14 protein-coding genes, 3 pseudogenes and 1 riboswitch are annotated in these 16,113 nt (G+C 69.5%); of the genes and pseudogenes, 9 read left to right on the top strand and 8 right to left on the bottom strand.

Annotation, left to right across the window (positions count from 1 at the left end; translation table 11 throughout):
- Nucleotides 1-52: 52 nt before the first annotated feature.
- From ACIBEI_RS19215 to ACIBEI_RS19200, 4 genes are all read right to left on the bottom strand, one after another.
- Nucleotides 53-919 carry an NAD-dependent epimerase/dehydratase family protein gene (locus tag ACIBEI_RS19215; RefSeq protein WP_398890218.1) on the bottom strand — a complete coding sequence of 289 codons (867 nt, stop codon included), beginning with the start codon at nucleotides 917-919 and terminating at the stop codon, nucleotides 53-55.
- 119 nt (nucleotides 920-1,038) lie between these two features.
- Entirely contained in the window at nucleotides 1,039-1,896 is an 858-nt protein-coding gene (locus ACIBEI_RS19210) for a LysR family transcriptional regulator (RefSeq protein WP_398890216.1), read from the bottom strand.
- A 119-nt stretch (nucleotides 1,897-2,015) separates the two neighbouring features.
- Nucleotides 2,016-2,567 (bottom strand): GIY-YIG nuclease family protein, encoded by a 552-nt coding sequence (locus ACIBEI_RS19205; protein WP_398890214.1) that lies wholly within the window; start codon nucleotides 2,565-2,567, stop codon nucleotides 2,016-2,018.
- A gap of 33 nt (nucleotides 2,568-2,600) precedes the next feature.
- Nucleotides 2,601-4,199 (bottom strand): PucR family transcriptional regulator, encoded by a 1,599-nt coding sequence (locus ACIBEI_RS19200; RefSeq protein WP_398890212.1) that lies wholly within the window; start codon nucleotides 4,197-4,199, stop codon nucleotides 2,601-2,603.
- Nucleotides 4,200-4,362: 163 nt separating this feature from the next.
- Here ACIBEI_RS19200 and ACIBEI_RS19195 point away from each other — a divergent pair, with 163 nt between their 5' ends.
- Together ACIBEI_RS19195 and ACIBEI_RS19190 are read left to right on the top strand one after the other, a co-directional pair.
- Nucleotides 4,363-5,184, top strand: coding sequence for a class II aldolase/adducin family protein (locus ACIBEI_RS19195; RefSeq protein ID WP_398890210.1), 822 nt, complete (start codon nucleotides 4,363-4,365; stop codon nucleotides 5,182-5,184).
- A 174-nt stretch (nucleotides 5,185-5,358) separates the two neighbouring features.
- On the top strand, nucleotides 5,359-5,991 hold the full coding sequence (locus tag ACIBEI_RS19190; RefSeq protein WP_398890208.1) for a hypothetical protein: 633 nt from the start codon (nucleotides 5,359-5,361) through the stop codon (nucleotides 5,989-5,991).
- 138 nt (nucleotides 5,992-6,129) lie between these two features.
- Here ACIBEI_RS19190 and ACIBEI_RS19185 read toward each other — a convergent pair whose 3' ends face one another.
- Together ACIBEI_RS19185 and ACIBEI_RS19180 are read right to left on the bottom strand one after the other, a co-directional pair.
- Nucleotides 6,130-7,458 (bottom strand): glycoside hydrolase family 43 protein, encoded by a 1,329-nt coding sequence (locus tag ACIBEI_RS19185; RefSeq protein ID WP_398890282.1) that lies wholly within the window; start codon nucleotides 7,456-7,458, stop codon nucleotides 6,130-6,132.
- 206 nt (nucleotides 7,459-7,664) lie between these two features.
- On the bottom strand, nucleotides 7,665-7,931 hold the full coding sequence (locus ACIBEI_RS19180; protein WP_398890206.1) for a hypothetical protein: 267 nt from the start codon (nucleotides 7,929-7,931) through the stop codon (nucleotides 7,665-7,667).
- Between the two features lie 233 nt (nucleotides 7,932-8,164).
- Between ACIBEI_RS19180 and ACIBEI_RS19175 the strand changes: the two genes are divergently transcribed.
- Nucleotides 8,165-8,557, top strand: coding sequence for a four-helix bundle copper-binding protein (locus ACIBEI_RS19175; protein ID WP_398890280.1), 393 nt, complete (start codon nucleotides 8,165-8,167; stop codon nucleotides 8,555-8,557).
- 146 nt (nucleotides 8,558-8,703) lie between these two features.
- Here ACIBEI_RS19175 and ACIBEI_RS19170 read toward each other — a convergent pair whose 3' ends face one another.
- On the bottom strand, nucleotides 8,704-9,372 hold the full coding sequence (locus ACIBEI_RS19170; protein ID WP_398890204.1) for a histidine phosphatase family protein: 669 nt from the start codon (nucleotides 9,370-9,372) through the stop codon (nucleotides 8,704-8,706).
- Nucleotides 9,373-9,502: 130 nt separating this feature from the next.
- Nucleotides 9,503-9,645, top strand: a riboswitch (cobalamin riboswitch).
- Between the two features lie 35 nt (nucleotides 9,646-9,680).
- Here ACIBEI_RS19170 and ACIBEI_RS19165 point away from each other — a divergent pair.
- The 3 genes from ACIBEI_RS19165 (at nucleotide 9,681) to ACIBEI_RS19155 (ending at nucleotide 12,127) form a co-directional block, all read left to right on the top strand.
- Entirely contained in the window at nucleotides 9,681-9,905 is a 225-nt protein-coding gene (locus tag ACIBEI_RS19165) for a CbtB-domain containing protein (protein WP_055611616.1), read from the top strand.
- A gap of 32 nt (nucleotides 9,906-9,937) precedes the next feature.
- Nucleotides 9,938-10,708, top strand: coding sequence for a CbtA family protein (locus ACIBEI_RS19160; RefSeq protein ID WP_398890202.1), 771 nt, complete (start codon nucleotides 9,938-9,940; stop codon nucleotides 10,706-10,708).
- Nucleotides 10,709-10,936: 228 nt separating this feature from the next.
- Complete coding sequence (locus ACIBEI_RS19155) at nucleotides 10,937-12,127, top strand: acyl-CoA dehydrogenase family protein (protein WP_398890200.1); 1,191 nt, start codon at nucleotides 10,937-10,939, stop codon at nucleotides 12,125-12,127.
- On the opposite strand, the pseudogene ACIBEI_RS19150 reads toward ACIBEI_RS19155, so the two are convergent.
- Nucleotides 12,124-12,843, bottom strand: a pseudogene (locus ACIBEI_RS19150) (IS630 family transposase); the annotation flags it as partial. The gene ACIBEI_RS19155 and the pseudogene ACIBEI_RS19150 overlap by 4 nt on opposite strands.
- A 400-nt stretch (nucleotides 12,844-13,243) precedes the next feature.
- On the opposite strand from ACIBEI_RS19150, the pseudogene ACIBEI_RS19145 reads away from it, so the two are divergent.
- The 3 genes and pseudogenes from ACIBEI_RS19145 to ACIBEI_RS19135 all read left to right on the top strand — a co-directional run bounded on the left by ACIBEI_RS19145 (nucleotide 13,244) and on the right by ACIBEI_RS19135 (nucleotide 16,089).
- Nucleotides 13,244-14,018: pseudogene (locus ACIBEI_RS19145) on the top strand (IS5 family transposase).
- A gap of 1 nt (nucleotide 14,019) precedes the next feature.
- Nucleotides 14,020-14,328: a hypothetical protein gene (locus ACIBEI_RS19140; RefSeq protein ID WP_398890198.1), complete on the top strand. Its 309-nt coding sequence runs from the start codon at nucleotides 14,020-14,022 to the stop codon at nucleotides 14,326-14,328.
- Nucleotides 14,329-14,892: 564 nt separating this feature from the next.
- Nucleotides 14,893-16,089, top strand: a pseudogene (locus ACIBEI_RS19135) (IS110 family transposase).
- Nucleotides 16,090-16,113 lie beyond the last annotated feature (24 nt).

The raw sequence follows: 16,113 nt of genomic DNA, 5'->3' as shown, positions 1-16,113 counted from the left end.
GCCTGAGCCACTTTGGCTTGATGCCGCATCACCTGGGCGGCGTCACGGTGGTTCAACCCTGGGCGAGTTCGGCCAGGGCGTCGAGACGGGTGGGCGTCCAGCCGAGTTCGCGGTGCGCGCGGGCGCCGCTCAAACGCTGGTCGAGGGCGAATGCCTCGGCGATCGGGCCCATCCGCCGCACGGCCTCGTCGAGAGGCAGCGACTCGATCCGGTCCGGGCATCCGGCGGCGTGGCTGAGGGCTCGGGTGACGTCCGCCAGCGGAAGGTTCTGGCCGCCGACCCCGGCGTAGACGGAACCGGCCGGGGCGTTCAGGGCCAGGACGTACAACTCGGCGATGTCGTCGACATGGACCAGCGCCCAGTGGTTGGTGCCGTCCCCGATGCTGGGCACGGCACCCGCCGTCCGCCCGGGCTCGACGAAGAACGACTGCGCCAGTCCACCGGAGCGGCCGTAGACCAGCCCGGGCATCACCACCACCGGGTGCCCTCCGGTGGCGGCCCGGGCGAGCACCCGCTTCTCGTTCTCCGGCCGCCAGGCGGTGATGCGCGGCGGGCTCAGCGGGGCGTCCTCGTCGACGACCCCGTCGGTGTCGCCGTACACCCACACCCCGCCCGTGTGCACATACGGGCCGCTTCCCACGCCGTCCTGCAGCGCATCCGCCGCCGCGCGGTCCACGTCGGCGGTGCCCTCGGCGTAGTCCACCCCGAGGTGGATGACCCCATCGGCCCGGCCGTCCGCCTCACGCAGCACATCGGTGTCGGTGAGCGCGCCCGCGACCGGGGTGGCACCGAGGTCCGACACCGTGCGCGCCGCGCGCTCGCTGCGCGCCAGCGCCGTCACGCTGATCCCGTGCCCGGTCAGTGCCCGGATGGTGGAGCGGCCGATGTAGCCGGAGCCGCCTGTGATGAAGATCTGCATCGCTCTCACGGTCCCTGTGGGTGGAGGAGCGGCGGGGGATTCCGCCGTTCCTCCACCCTGGCCGGACGTCGCGGCAGACGTCCAAGACCTCTTCTGTCAGCGGTGATGCCCCCAGGACATCAGTGCTGGGCAGCGGCGATGTCGGCGAACTCCGGGAGCCGAGGGGAGCGACGGTCGGCGCTCCAGGCAAGGCAGACCTCGCCCGGGCCGATGTCGTCGACGGGCACATGAGCGACATCGGTGTGGGTGTAGTACGCCGCGGTGGACAGCGGAAGGACGAGGACGCCCCCGGACGTCGCGACGTGTTCCAGCTTCTCCTCGACGGTGGCGAACGAGAGCCGGGGCTCTGCCCCCTCGCCGGTCCGCTCGGGGAGATCACGCCACTCGGGGACGGCGTCGGGGTCCTGCAGCAGCCGTTCGGTCGCGAGATCCGCGATGACGATGGACTCCTTGCCCGCCAGCCGGTGGCCCGTCGGCAGTACGGCCACTCGGGGCTCCCGGAAGAGCGGGCGCAGCGTGAGGCCGCGACGGTCGACGGGCAGCCGTACGAAACTCACGTCGAGCAGGCCCTCGTGCACCCCTTGGACCTGATCGGCCCAGGAAGTGCGCACCACCTGCACACTCAGCTCGGGATGCCTGGCGGAGAAGGCGCGCACCGCGCCGGTCACGGTGATCCCGGGCATGAAGCCGACCGTGAACGCCGAAGACCCGTGGGCGGCTTGCTGGACCCGGCGGTGCAGAGCCTGCGCGGCGGCCAGCAGGGGGCGCGCGTCCTCCAGCAGTTGACGGCCCGCGGCCGTCAACTCGGTGGTCTGCTTGTTCCTGGCGAACAACTGGGCGCGCAGCTCCTGCTCCAGCGCGCGGATCTGCCGGGACAGCACCGGTTGTGTGATGTGCAGCCGCTCGGCGGCCCGCCCGAAGTGCAGTTCCTCGGCCACGACCACGAAGTAACGCAGCTTGCGCAGATCGACATCCACGACATCTCCCACTGTGTAGACATCTCCCACCGTGTAGACGCCGTGTACCAGCCTAGTTCCTCCGGACGGTGCTGCCAGGGAGATCGTTTGGTGCCGAGAGCACGCCTGTGCCCCGGTGCCTACGTCCTGGCCGGGCGCGGACCGGCACTCGCGTAGTACGTGTTCCGTGCCTCCTGGACCCGGTCCCGTGCGGGGCCCGGTGCCGCGCCGTCGAGATTCAGGGGCGGACGCAGGCCGGAGATGAGCGCGGTCTCCAAGGGGACGGGATCGGCGTGCTCGGCCCAGGTGAGACGGAGATGGCGACGCATCCACTCGGTGAGGCGCTGCTCGTCGTCGGGGATCAGGACGACACGGTCGGTCCAGGTCGTCCGGTAGCCCTCGGCCGCCATGAGCAGCCCGGCCAGGGTGCGGCGCAGGGTGGATCCGCCCGAGTGCCTCAGATCGTTCCCGGTGACACGGGTACGGAGCCGGGTCGCTTTGCCGAGATACAGCAACCGCCGCCCGGGGTCAGCCGAGTTGACCGGCCCCGAGAACGCGGCAAGGACACTCGGAGGCGCCCACCATGCGTACAGGCCCGACGTCCTGGGCAGCGCGGTGGTCGCCGCGTCAAGAGTTCGCGGCGTGGCAAGCAGGGCGGCCGTGACCTGACGGAGGGCAGCGTCATCAAGCATGGGCCGCACCCTAGGCCAAGCACGGCGAGTGCGTTATTCGCCGGCCGCATCCGCCCCGCCGGGCAACCAGTGCAGGGCGAACCAGAGTTCCATGCGTACGCCGGGGTCCTGGAGGTCGACGTCGAGGAGTTCGCCGACGCGTGCCAGCCGGTGGCGCACGGTGTTGCGGTGGACGTGGAGGGTCGCGGCGGTGCGGTCCCAACTGCCGTGCAGGGTCAGCCAGGTTCGCAGGGTGTCGAGGAGGACCGGGGCGCCCGGCGCGCCGGCCCGGTCGAGCGGGGCGAAGCGGGTGCGGGCCAGGTCCCGGGCGTCGGCGGCGGGGACGAGCCCGTGCACGGTGAGCGGGTCCTCGGTGTGGACGACGGCGGGTACGTCGGCGGCGATCGCGCATCGGAGGGCGCGTTCGGCCTGACGATCGGCATGCGGCAGGTCCGATGCCGGCGCGGGCGTGCTGAAACCGAGCACCCAGCCCAGGTCCGCCGCTTGCGCGGGAGCCTCGGGGCGGGCGTCCGCCGCACTGGGGACCAGTGCTTTCAGATCGGCGCCGTCGATGTGCAGGTAGGGCGTCCGCAGGGCCGTGGCCAGGGTGGCCAGGTGCGCGGGGTCGTCGCCCGGGTGCGGTGCCTGCGTGGCACGCGGGCGCGTGTGGCGGCCGTGGACAACGACCCAGGAGTGTTCGGCCTCCGTCGTGTCGGCGGGCGCGAGGGCCGGTGCGACCTCCGCCGGGTCGGCTCCGAGCATGAGCCGTACGAGGGCGCCCGCGCTGTGGGTGTCGGTGCCCAGGGCGTGCCGGGGGCTGGTGAGCAGGGCAAGCAGCACGGTCGCCGTGCTGGTGACCTGGCGGTGGACCAGCGTCGGGGCAGAGGTGGCCGCCTGGCCGAGGGCGAGCGTCGTGGTGCCCTCGGCCCCGGGCAGCGTGTGGACGGTCAGGTGTGTTCCGCCCTGGTGATCGGCCGCAGCGGCCGGTGCGGAGCGTCCGGCGGGGCCCGAACGGGCGCGGACCCGGGCGGTGGTGCGTACGGCGAGGTCGCGTACGCGGCCCGGTGTGGGCGCCGCGGGTCGGGTGCCGGCGCTGAACAGTTCGGCGCCCTGGGCGTCGTGGAGAACCGCCCAGGCTCCGGTGTGCGCGCTGAGCTGGGCCAGCACGGCCCGGATCGCGCCCGGACGGGCGGCGGCCGTGGCCAGCGCCGACTGTGCTCGCGAGATCTCACGCAGCTCACGGTTGCGGGCCTCGGCGATCGCCGCGTACACGGCCTGCCCGACGGCCACGAACGGGGTGGTCGGCGGCAGTCGCAGGAGCGGGAGCCCATGGCGGTCGCAGGCGGCGATGAGCTGGGGCGGAACCTCCTCGTGCACGGGGGCGACACCGAATCCGAGCGCGCTCACTCCGGCGGCGACGACCTGTCGTACGTACGCGTCGATGCCCTCCGAGTCGAGGGGGAGACGTACGCCCGCGGTGAGGAGCAGTTCGCCGCCCACCAGATACGGCGTCGGGTCCTCGATCTCCGTCGTGCCGACCGTACTGACCCGGACCCGGTGCTCCTCGGCTGGGCCCGCGATCCGGCGCAGCCCCAGCGCGGGGTCGGCGAGCAACGTGCTCAGCGGCACGGACGGCTGCTCGGACTCGGTCATGAGGGGACATCCTCCCGGTCCGGCGGCATCACGCGGGGCTGCCGGAATCATCCAATGGGCGACTCCATATTGGACAGAACCGCCACTTCGGCGCCAGCCCGAACCATCGATAGCGTCGTGGCGCCCACCAACCACCGGCCCCATGCCGGAAGGAGAGCCATCGATGACCGAGCTGTCCCCGCGGCCCGACCGCACCGCTCCGCCCGCTTCGATCACGCCGACGGCGGCGGCCGCGGCTGTCGGCGAGGAACTGCGCCTGCGTCGCGAACTCGCCGCGGTCTACCGGCTCGTGGCGCACTTCAGGATGACCGATCTGATCTTCACGCACATCTCCGTCCGGCTCCCGGGCCCGGAGCAGCACTTCCTGATCAACCCTTACGGTCTGCTCTTCGAGGAGATCACCGCGTCGAACCTCGTCAAGATCGACCTGGCCGGCCACGCCGTCGAGGAATCCCCCCACCCGGTCAACCCGGCCGGCTTCGTCATCCACAGTGCCATCCACGCCGCGCGGTCCGACGCCCACTGTGTCCTGCACACCCACACCAAGGCCGGTTGTGCCGTCGCGGCCCAGGAACACGGGCTGCTGCCGCTCAACCAGATCTCCATGGAGTTCTACGGCAGGCTCGGCCATCACGACTACGAGGGCGTCGCCCTCAACCTCGCCGAACAGCAGCGCCTCGTCGACGACCTCGGCGGTCACCCCGCGATGATCCTGCGCAACCACGGACTGCTGACGGTCGGCGAGACCCCCGCCCAGGCGTTCCTGCGCATGTACTACCTGGACAAGGCGTGCGAGATCCAGGCCGCCGCCACCGCCGCGGGCACCGGCCTCGTCATGCCCAGCCCCGAGGTCTGTGAACTGACGGCACGTCAACTCACGGGTGAGGACGACAGTTCGGACCTCCAGGACGACATGGGATACGAACTGGCCTGGTCGGCGCTGCTCCGACTGGTCGAGCGCGTCGCCCCCGACTACAAGGACTGACCCGAAGACGAATACAAGGACTGACCCGAAGGCGAGTACAAGGACTGACCCGAAGGCGAACCGTTCCGCTGCCCAACTCGTCTCCACGTTCGATATGGCACCTCGACGTGAGACGCCTTGAGGTGCCGACAAGGCACATGTGTGTCCAGGGAAAGGACTGCCGGAACGGTGTTAGTGAGCCACAGGAAAAGGACCGTCGGCTGGATCGCCGGAGGCGCGCTGGCGGTGACGCTCGCCGGTGTCACGGGGTGCTCCGGCGATTCGGACCCCGCCGCGGACAAGGAGCCGACCGCGCGCAGCTCGTCCGCGGCCGACGCGGAGAACGCGAACAAGGGGAAGCAGAAGGACGGTTCGTCGGCGCAGCCCTCGGCAGGCGGCCAGTCCACAGCCGAAGGTGCGGTCGCCGCGTGGGTCACCGCGGTCATCAAGGGCGAGCCGAAGCAGGCGTGCCTGCTGATGGGGGAGTCGGCCACCGATTCGGCGCCCGCCCGGGCCGGCACCGCCGAGAGGTGCGACAGCGACGATCCCGAGGTCCGGCAGATGCAGGACAACCTCGGAGAGATGCGTACGTCGTTCATGCCCAAGCCGCCCACGGACAACCCGAAGGTGGAGGTCGCCACCGTCCAGCCCACCGGTGACAAGGCAGTGGTCCCCGCAGAGAAGGTCACGGTCGAAGGGAAGACCCTCGACAAGATCATCCTGTCCCACTCGACCGGCGTGGAGGAAGGGCAGCTGGACGTCAACATGGAGTCCACCAAGATCGACGACGCCTGGTACGTGACCAATCTCGATTTCAACATCGGCTAGTGCCGTGACCGGGAACGTTGCCCGGTCGGGGACATGAATCCCCCTTCGAAGGCTGCCGCTGCCACTGCCCGGCAGCGGCAGCCTTCGAAGGGGCCCGCGAGGTGAACGGGACCCTTTGTGGCGGAGTCTCCGAACACGTCAGAAGGGCGTCACCGCCACGAACGAGCTGTCCTGGCGGAACAGGTCCGTGCCGTTCGACGGGTCGACGCGGAGTTGGTAGTTGTAGTGGCGCAGGTAGTAGCCGGGGTAGTTGTACGACTCCAGGCGTACTGCGCTGCCGGTGCGGGCGATGAAGGTGGCGTCCCTGGCGAACGTCGACGAGCTGTCGTTGGCGTCGAAGCGGGCCCGGAAGTCCCAGTGCCGCAGGTAGTTGCCGGCCACGTCGCGGAACGAGTAGCCGTTCGCGTCGGCGAGGCCCGCCACGATCGTGAACGTGGACGCCTGCTTCTCCGCGGTCGTGCTGGAACTGGTCAGCACGGGCAGGTTGAGCAGGGCGGACTGCTCCTGCCAGTAGCGGGTGGTGAAGTTGCCCGACCGGAGGTAGCGGGTGACGCCCGTCGGCAGGGTCACGCCGCCGGACACCGTCTCCTTGAGCACCGTGAAGTGGCGTGCCGTCCCTGAGATGGCCGGCAGTGCCTTCGGCGCGCTCCAGGTGGCGAAGGTGTCGTAGCTGTCGCTGTAGTAGTAGCTGCCGTCGCCGTATCCGTCGAAGAAGATCCGCCACGCGCCGTTGTCGAGCTGTGTCAGCGCGGCGCCCTCCCGAGTGCCGCCCCAGCCCGCCCAGTTCCCGGTCCTGCTGATCGTGTACGGGCCGGCGAGCGCGGTGCTGGTGGCGTACTCGATGTACTTGGACGTCTCGTTCTTCGTGAAGGCGTGGTAGGTCGAGCCGATCTTCACGATGAAGGTGTCGATGTGGTTGGCGCCGATGCCGGACAGCGCCACGGGTGAAGTCCAGGCGGTGAGCGCGGAGTTGGTGGCCTTGAGCAGATACGGGGTGAAGATCCACTCGTTGCTGGTCACCGAACAGGACACGATGATGTTGACGCTGCCGTCGCTGTCGACGAACCACTCGGGAGCCCAGGCGCGCGACAGGTTCGCGATGGGCACGGTGTAGTCGTACAGGAAGGTCCAGTTGCTGCGGTCCGAGCTGCGGGCGAAGCCGATGGTGGTGCTGGTGTCCTGCCAGGTGTGCGTGGTGTAGGTGATGTAGTAGTAGCCGTCGGTGTGCTTGAAGACGCTGGCGTCGCGGATGCGGCCCGCGGGTGGCGTGTACGCGGACGCCTTGAGGAGCCGGAAGTCCGTCGCGTCGTCGGACTGGTAGACGTTCACCGTGCCGTCGTTGCTGTTGAGGAACGGCACGATGGTGTAGCGGGTGGCCGATCCGCGGGGCGGCGCCGCCGCTGAGGCCGTGCCGAGCAGGCCGGGCAGCCCGCCCACGACGATCGCCGAGACCGGCAGGGCGGCCATCGCCCGCAACAGGCTCCGGCGGGAGGGCGCGAAGGGGCGGGGCGCGCCGGTCGCGTCGGCGGAGGTGACGGGTCTGTAGGGGTTTTCTGGCGTGATCATCTGCGGCTCTCCTCGTTCGGACTGGTGCTGCTGGTGCTGCTGGTGCTGCTGGTTGTGCCAGTCCCGTGGGCCCCGGGGTCGTCCGTCCCGGGGCCCACGGGGGTGGTTCAGAAGCGGGCTCCGGCGGCCGCGCCGTTCCTCGGGGCGAGCAGGTCCCGGGCGGGCGGCAGGGTGCCGTCGGACGAACGCGGTCCTGTGTTGGCGTCCGTGTTCGTGCTCACGACCGACGAGTCGCGCCAAGTGCCGTCCGGACCCCAGGAGTTGCCCGTGGACGTGATGCCGGAGCCGAAGCCGGAGCCGGTGCCGGAGCCGAGTGCCGCGGGCCGTGCGTCCGTGACGGACTGGTTGGCGGCGAGCATGCCCGCGATGCGCACGAGGCCTCCCTGTCTGCCGGTCCGAAGGCTGTCGCGGGTCAGTGGCCGCACATACCGGGTTGGTCGTCGGTTGGTTGCCGGGGTGCACACCCGCCACGAACTGATCGATATACCGAACGCAGTTCGGTAAACCGGTCAGAACGTAGAGTGCGGCCGTGACCACGTCAATAACTTCGACACGCTCGGCCACTGTTGGCTCCGCGGTCCGGTTCGCGGACGGGTTTGGCGTGGCGATGCCCGGCTACCCGAACCGCGTGTCACTAACAGAGCAACAGGAACTCGTTCGTTTCCTCGAGGACCGGTTCGCCTGCGCGCAGGCCTGTACCGAGTGCGCAAGGGTGTGCGCCCTGCGCGCGAGCCTCGCCGAACTCGACGGCCCCGACGACCAGCAGGAGTTGCGGCGCAAGGGCATCCTCTGCGCGGAGGTCTGCGACGCCACCTGCCGCGCCCTGGCCGAGCAGACCACGCAGGCCGAGGCCGGGATGCGCGCCCAGGTCGAGTGGTGTCGTGCCGTCTGCCTGGAGACCGCCCAGGTCTTCGACCGGAGTCCCGGCGCCGAGAAGGGCGCCGAGGCCTGCCGCGACTGCGCACGCGCCTGCACGGAGTTTCTCGCCCTGCTGAGGTGAAGCTCCGTGTGGTGGGTCCCGTGTGGTGGGCCCCCACGCGGAGGTGAAGTGTCAGGGCGGCGTGTCCGAACGCCGTGTCCCGAGGAACGCCACGCTCCGAAGTGCCGCGTCCCGAAGAACCGTTCAGACGGGCGCCCGTTGTCGCCTCACTCCCCGAGCGTCCGCCCGACCCGTACGTTCCAGCGCCCAGCCCGCCCGCTGAGTTCCGTCGCGACCAACGGCGGCACGTCGACACGCCAGAACGCCGACTCCGGGGCCCCGAGTGCTCGCACCACCCCGGCCCGTACGATCTCCGGCTCGACGACGGCGATGATCCGGACGGAGCCTGGTCCTGGACCCGATCCCGAAGCCGAAGCGGAAGCCGAAGCCGAAGCCGAAGCCGAGGCTGAGCCGGACCCTGAAGCCCCGGAACTGGGATCCACCACCGTCTCGAGCCACTTCGCGACGCGCTCGCACAGCGCGGTCACCGACTCTCCGCCGTGCGGTGCGGACGACGGGTCAGCCAGCCAGCGGCCCACGGCCTCCGGTTCGCCGGCGCTCACCTCGGCGAGTGTCGCCCCGCGCCAGCGGCCCACGTCCAGGCCGGCCAGCTCCGGCGGCTCGGTGACGGCGAGGGTGTCGAGCCCGAGGGCCGCCGCCGTCTCCCGGCAGCGAACGGTGGGCGAGACCAGGACCTGGTCGGCGGCCGGCAGTGAGCCCGCGGCCGCCTCGGCGAGCCGCAGCCCGGCCGGGTCGATGGGACATCCGTCGTCGAAACGCGCCTCCCGCAACGCCGCGCTCATCGCTGGTGAGATCAACATCACTCGGCTGGTCATCGGCCCGTCCTCGTGTTCCACACGTGCTCAACACCCCTGTCCGTACTGGGAATTGGGGGCGTGACCAGGGCACCGGCGCGCCCCCGGCATTCCGTGCGCCCTTGGCCGCGCCTCCGCTTCGCGGTACCTTCTCGACGATATTGACGACGGTACGACGGAAGCCGGTGAGAATCCGGCACGGTCGCGCCACTGTAAGCCCCGCACAACCGCCTCCCACCAGGGGAGGCGGAGGTCGAGCAAGTCAGACCCGTGGCCGTCGTCCTGTGCACCACCGAGATGGGACGCGAGTTCCCCCAGGAGGTCCTGCCATGGCGCAGTCCGCCGTCGCTCAGCCGACCGTAACCACCCCCGACGTACCCGCAAAGTTGCCGATCGGCGCGATCGCTCCCTGGGCGGTCTTCCTCGGCATCCTGATGCTGGTGCTGCTCTACTTCGTCGGCGCCGAACAGGGCGCCACCTCCCTGGTCTCGGGCGAAGGCGTGCACGAGTGGGTGCACGACGCCCGCCACCTGCTCGGCTTCCCCTGCCACTGACGGCGACAGAGAACCGACAGGACAACAACCCAATGAACTCCGTCACCGTCAGAAATCTCCTGGTGCGCGGCATGCTCGCGGGTCTTGCCGCGGGCGTGCTCGCCCTGGTCGTCGCCTACTTCCTCGGCGAACCTCGTGTGGACGAGGCCATCGCGTTCGAGGAAGCCCACGCCCACGAGCACGGCGGCGAGGAACTCGTCACCCGTGCCATGCAGTCCACCGGCGGTCTGTCCACCGGTGTCCTCGTCTACGGGGGCGCGTTCGGCGGCATCGCCGCTCTCGCGTACTGCTTCGCGCTCGGCAGGATCGGCCGCTTCGGGCCGCGCGCGAGCGCGCTGCTGCTGGCGGGCGCCGGTCTGGTCGCGGTCTACCTGGTGCCGTTCCTCAAGTACCCGGCGAACCCGCCCGCCGTCGGCGACCCCGACACCCTCAACCAGCGCACCGCGCTGTTCCTCCTGATGATCGTGCTCAGCGTGCTGCTGGCCGTCGCCGCGGTGATCCTCGGCAAGCGCCTCGCACCGCGCCTGGGCAACTGGAACGCCACGCTCGCGGCAGGCGGGTTCTTCGTCCTGGCCGTCGGCCTGGCATACGCGTTCCTGCCGTCCTTCAACGAGGCGCCGGAAGGCTTCCCGGCGACCCTGCTGTGGCAGTACCGACTGGCGACCCTGGCCATCCAGGTGACCCTGTGGACCGCGTACGGGCTGGTCTTCGGGCTGCTCGCGGAGCGCGTGCTGGCTCCGAAGCCTGCCCGGGCCGAGGACGACAAGGCGGCCGAAGGGCGGGCAACTCCCGTCGCGCACTGACCCGTTCAGACGCTGATCCGTTCGCATGCGGACAGGCCACCGGCTGACCGGCCGCACACCGAAGGGCCCCTGGAGCGCGTTCCCGGGGCCCCTTCGTATGAGTGCGCATGACCGCGTCCGTCAGGTGCGTACGTCACCGGCATTCCCAATTTCTGGAACACGTTCTACGGTGTGCGCCGTCAGGTCCGGGCGGCCGAACGAGCGGGCCAGTGGGAGCCAGGAGGCGCCGTGCATCTCGAATACACGCCGGAGCAGCAGCGGTTGCGCACCGAACTGCGCGCCTACTTCGCCGAGTTGGTCCCCGACGACGTGTACGCCCGCTACGGCGACCCGGCGGCGCAGAAGCGCTTCTACCGCGAGACCATCCGCAGGCTCGGTTCCGACGGCTGGCTCGGTGTGGGCTGGCCGAAGGAGTACGGCGGGCGCGGTCTGAGCCCGATGGAACAGTTCATCTTCTTCGACGAGGCCGCCCAGGCCGGCGTACCGCTGCCGCTGATGGCGCTCAACACGGTCGGGCCGACGATCATGCAGTTCGGTACCGACGAGCAGAAGGGGTACTTCCTGCCGAGGATCCTCTCTGGCGAGCTCGACTTCGCGATCGGCTACAGCGAGCCCGACGCGGGCACGGACCTGGCTGCCCTAAAGACCAAGGCAGTTCGGGAGGGCGACGAGGACACCGGCCACTACACGGTCGACGGCCAGAAGATCTGGACGACCAACGGCGACACCGCGGACTGGGTCTGGCTCGCCGTCCGCACCGACCCCGACGCTCCGCCGCACAAGGGCATCACCATGCTCCTCGTGCCGACGTCCGACCCCGGCTACTCCTGCACGATCATCAACACCCTCGCCTCGCACGACACCACCGCGAGCTACTACGAGAACATCCGCGTCCCCGCGTCCCGCCGGGTCGGCCAGGAGAACAAGGGCTGGCGGCTGATCACCAACCAGCTCAACCACGAGCGGGTCACCCTCGCCGCGCACGGCACCATGGCCATCCGTGCGCTGCACGACGTCCAGCGCTGGGCCATGGAGACCAAGCTCGCCGACGGCCGCCGCGTCGTCGACCTCCCCTGGGTACGTCGCCGCCTCGCCCAGACCCACACGAAGCTCGACGCGATGAAACTCCTCAACTGGCAGATGGTGAACGCCGTCCAGGAGGGCACGCTCACCCCGCAGGACGCCTCCGCGGTCAAGGTGTACGGCTCCGAGGCCCGCCGGGACGCCTACGCCTGGCTCATGGAGGTCGTCGCCGTCGCCGGTGCCCTCAAGGAGGGCTCCGCGGGCGCCGTACTCCACGGCGAACTGGAACGCGGCTACCGCTCGGCTGTGATCTTCACCTTCGGCGGCGGCAATAACGAGATCCAGCGCGAGATCATCTCGTGGATCGGCCTGGGCATGCCGAGGGTACGGCGCTAGTGTCCTGCGCCGGAGAGACGTCGGCAGAAGTGAGCCAGGGATTCGAGGATCTTCTCGGCGGTCTTGATCCAGATGAACGGCCTGGGGTCCTCGTTCCAGTTCTTGACACAGGCGCGGATGTCGGCTTCGAGGGCTTGGACGTCTTGCGTGCGCCGCGCCGGATCATCTGGTCGGCCAGGAACCCGAACCACCGCTCGACCTCGTTGATCCAGGAGGAGCCGGTCGGCGTGAAGTGCAGGTGAATGCGTGGGTGCTTGGCCGGCCACGTCCTGATCGCGGGTGTCTTGTGATTGCCGTAGTTGTCGCAGATCAGGTGGACCTGTCAGATGCGCCGGCACCTCCCTGTCGATCCGGATCAGGAACTTCTTGAACTCCGCCGCCCGGTGCCGGCGGTGCAGGGCACTGATGACCTCGCCGGCGGCGACGTCGAACGCGTCGAACAGCGTGGTCAGCCCGTTGCGGACATAGTCGTGGGTGTGCCGCTCGGGCATGCCAGGCATTGTCGGCAGCACCGGCTGCGGACTGGTCCAGGGCCTGGATCTGCGACTTCTCGTCCACGGAAAGGACCACCGCACCCTCGGGCGGGTTGAAGTACAGCCCCACGACGTCGTAGACCTTTTCCACGAACAGCGGGTCCGTCGACAGCTTGAAGGTGTCCGTCAGATGCGGTTTGAACTGGAACTTCGCCAGATTCGCCCGACCGTGGACTTCGACAGTCGGTGCCGACGCCCTTCTGGGACTCGGTGAAGTAGCCCACCTCATAGGCGGAGTCGGCGGCCCGTGCCGACCGTGTGCCTGCGGTCAGGGGGCGCTCAGGGCGAGAACCATGCCCACTCCGAGGAGCGGATGGATTCCGCGGCGGGCGTGGTCGAGGGCGGGTCTGCGGCTTATAGAGATCTCCTGGGCGTGGCGTGCCGAGCGGTGTCCCAAGTGCGCGTGGATTCTCTGGGGGTGGGGTACGCACCCGCTATGGAGGATCGATATGTCGAACGATGTTCGGTAAACCGGTCGGACGTAGAGTGTGGCCGTGACCACGTCAATAACTTGGACACGCTCAGCCGCTTCCCGGCCCTTAAGACGTCATCTCATTTGGCTGAGTAAGCTACCGCGGCGAAGATCGTTGAGCGGCTGGTGCCGGACGAGTTGTGGGAGCTGTTTCAGCGGGTAGTGCCTGAGGGGCTGCTGCGGCCTCAGGGCGGTGGCCGGCGTCGGCACGGAGACCGTGAAGTGCCGCCCGCAATCGTCTTCGTGGCGACCTCGGGCTGCACGTGGCAGCAGGTGTCGACCGCATCGTTCGGGCCGTCCGGCCCCGACGCTTCACCGAGTGGACCAAGGCCAGGGTGTGGGCCAAGTTCCACCGCCTGGTCCTCGACGAGCTCGGATCCCGCGGTGAGCTGGACTGGTCGCGGTGCGCGATCGACTCGGTCAACATGCAGGCTCTGAAAAAGGGGAGCTGACGGGCCCGAATCCTGTAGGCCGGAGTAAGTGCGGTTCAAAGATCCACCTGATCACCGAACGAACCGGCCTGCCCTTGTCCGTCGGAGTCTCAGCAGTGAACCTGCACGACGGCCGGGCGCTGATCGCGCTGGTGAAGGGCATACTGCCGATCCGCTCCCGGCGTGGACCCCGCCGGCGCAGACCGGGAAAACTCCACGCCGACAAGGGATACGACTACGACCACCTGCGACGATGCTTACGCGGGTGCGGCATCAGGCACCGCATCGCGCGCAGGGGCATCGAATCCTCGGCCGGCCTGGGCCGCCACCGCTGGACCGTAGAACGCACGATGTCCTGGCTCGCCGGATGCCGCCGGCTGCACCGCCGCTACGAACGCAAAGCCCACCACTTCCTCGCCTGCACACTCATCTGCTATCGCCGACTCACCAAATGAGATGACTTCTGCGAGTGCGCACGGGTCTGCGCCCTGCGCGCGCCTCGCCGAACTCGGCGGCCCCGACGACCAGCAGGAGTTGCGGCGCGAGGGCATCCTGTGTGCGGAGGTCTGCGACGCGACCTGCCGCGCTCTGGCCGAGCAGTCCACGCAGGCCGAGGCCGGGATGTGCGCCCAGGTGGAGTGGTGTCGTGCCGTCTGCCTGGAGACCGCCCAGGTCCTCGACCGGAGTCCCGGCGCCGAGGACAGCGCTCAGGTCTGCCGGGACTGCGCACGGCCCTGCACGGAGTTCCTCGCTCTGCTGAGGTGACGTGCCCTGCCGGGTGACAACGCTCCAGGGTGCCGCGCGAGGAGCGTCAGGACCTGGTGGAGACCCGAACCGGCCGCCTGCGCTCACCCCCGCGCCGCCTCGCTTGCCGCCGCCGGGAACTGGACCGTGAAATCGACGAGTTCGGCTCCGAGTCGAGCGCGTCGGCTGAGTGAGCGTCGAGCGCGTGCCGGCTCCCAAGCCGGCCGGGGTCGACGGCAAGGTGCCGGGGGCGCTGGAAACTCCCGTAGCCCACTCACCGGTTGACAGCGGTCGGGACGGGCCGTGCACGACCGGTCCACCCTGCAGTGTGTAGCCGACCGCCGCCCCCCGTTACCGTCTTCGTATGCCCACAACGGGTTTACCGGCCTTCGGAGTTGGCATGACTACCTCCCCTTGTCGAGTGCATGTCCCGGGGGTGGTGTCACCAGCTCCGAAGGCACTGACAAACTGCTGATTGCGGGCATGACCACCGGCTTCTTCGCAGGTCGGGAGGCTCTTCGTAATGTGGATGCGGCGATCAGCGCCGTGGCAGGGCGGGGTGAACAGCACCGAAGGAACCACGACGTGATCGATACCAGCGACATCGACGTCTACCTAGGCCTGGACGTCGGCAAGGGCGAACACCACGCCGCCGCACTCACCCCGGCCGGGAAGAAGACCTTCGACAAACGCCTGCCCAACAGCGAACCCAGGCTCCGCGAGGTCTTCGGCAAGCTGCAGGCCGAGCACGGGACCGTGCTCGTGGTGGTCGACCAGCCGGCCTCCATCGCCCTGCCGCTTGCGGTGGCCAGGGACATGGGCTGTCGGGTCGCCTACCTGCCCGGGCTGACGATGCGGCGCATCGCCGACCTCTGTCCCGGCGAGGCCAAGACCGATGCGCACGACGCCTTCGTCATCGCGGACGCGGTCCGCGTCATGCCACACACGCTCCGCTCAGTCGACCTCGAAGACGAGACCATCGCCGAGCTGGAGATGATCGTCGGCTTCGACGACGGCCCGGCCGGTGAACCAACCCGCGTCTCCAACCGGCTGCGCGCCTGCTCACGCAGATCCTCCCGCACTTGGATGCGCGTCCTCGGCCCGCGCATCCAACACCCGGCCGTGCTCACCCTGCTGGAGCGATGCGGATCCCCGGCCCAGCTCCGCAAGGCCGGACGCCGACGGCTGGTGGCCTTGCTGCGGCCGCAGGCCTCGCGGACGGCCGAGCGGCTGGTCGAAGACATCTTCACCGCCCTGGACGTGCAGACCGTTGTCGTCCCTGGAACGGATGCGGCCGTACTGATCGTCCTGAGCCTGGCCACCTCAATGACCGCCGACCTCGGCCGGCGCAAACTGCCGGCCGGCCGGATCGAGGAGCTGCTGGAGACCCACCCTTTCGAAGGTCCTGACGTCGATGCCGGGCATCGACGTCAGGACTGGAGCCAGGATCCTCATCGACGTCGGAGGCGGCAGCAGCTTCCCCGCCGCCGCCCACCTCGCCGCCTGCTCCGGGCTCGCCCCAGCGATCCGAAGCTCGGGCTCCTCGATTCGCGGAGAGCAACCCTCCCGGCGGGGAAACAAGCAGCTCAAATGGGCCTTCTTCCTGTCCTCTTCCTCGGCCCTGGCCGACCCGGCTCCCGCACCTACTGTGACAAGAAGATCGGCCAGAGCAAACACCACACCCAAGCCCTTCTCTGCCTCGCAAGACGCCGAACCGACGTACTCTTCGCGATGCTCCGCGACGGCACCTTCTGCGACCCCCAACCCACCCCTGAGGGTTGACGAAACCCATAGGGGCACCCCGCG

Origin of the sequence: Streptomyces sp. NPDC050988, assembly GCF_044456225.1 — a bacterium.
Taxonomy (GTDB): Bacteria; Actinomycetota; Actinomycetes; order Streptomycetales; family Streptomycetaceae; genus Streptomyces.
Note: the sequence above shows the minus strand (reverse complement) of the source record. Positions and strands in the feature narration are given on the sequence as shown.

What these genes read in the sequence shown, in the direction of transcription:
- ACIBEI_RS19215 (WP_398890218.1), bottom strand. Translation starts at nt 919, where the DNA reads ATGCAGATCTTCATCACAGGCGGCTCCGGCTACATCGGCCGCTCCACC.
- ACIBEI_RS19205 (WP_398890214.1), bottom strand. Translation starts at nt 2,567, where the DNA reads ATGCTTGATGACGCTGCCCTCCGTCAGGTCACGGCCGCCCTGCTTGCC.
- ACIBEI_RS19200 (WP_398890212.1), bottom strand. Translation starts at nt 4,199, where the DNA reads ATGACCGAGTCCGAGCAGCCGTCCGTGCCGCTGAGCACGTTGCTCGCC.
- ACIBEI_RS19195 (WP_398890210.1), top strand. Translation starts at nt 4,363, where the DNA reads ATGACCGAGCTGTCCCCGCGGCCCGACCGCACCGCTCCGCCCGCTTCG.
- ACIBEI_RS19185 (WP_398890282.1), bottom strand. Translation starts at nt 7,458, where the DNA reads ATGGCCGCCCTGCCGGTCTCGGCGATCGTCGTGGGCGGGCTGCCCGGC.
- ACIBEI_RS19175 (WP_398890280.1), top strand. Translation starts at nt 8,165, where the DNA reads ATGCCCGGCTACCCGAACCGCGTGTCACTAACAGAGCAACAGGAACTC.
- ACIBEI_RS19170 (WP_398890204.1), bottom strand. Translation starts at nt 9,372, where the DNA reads ATGACCAGCCGAGTGATGTTGATCTCACCAGCGATGAGCGCGGCGTTG.
- ACIBEI_RS19165 (WP_055611616.1), top strand. Translation starts at nt 9,681, where the DNA reads ATGGCGCAGTCCGCCGTCGCTCAGCCGACCGTAACCACCCCCGACGTA.
- ACIBEI_RS19160 (WP_398890202.1), top strand. Translation starts at nt 9,938, where the DNA reads ATGAACTCCGTCACCGTCAGAAATCTCCTGGTGCGCGGCATGCTCGCG.
- ACIBEI_RS19140 (WP_398890198.1), top strand. Translation starts at nt 14,020, where the DNA reads ATGACTTCTGCGAGTGCGCACGGGTCTGCGCCCTGCGCGCGCCTCGCC.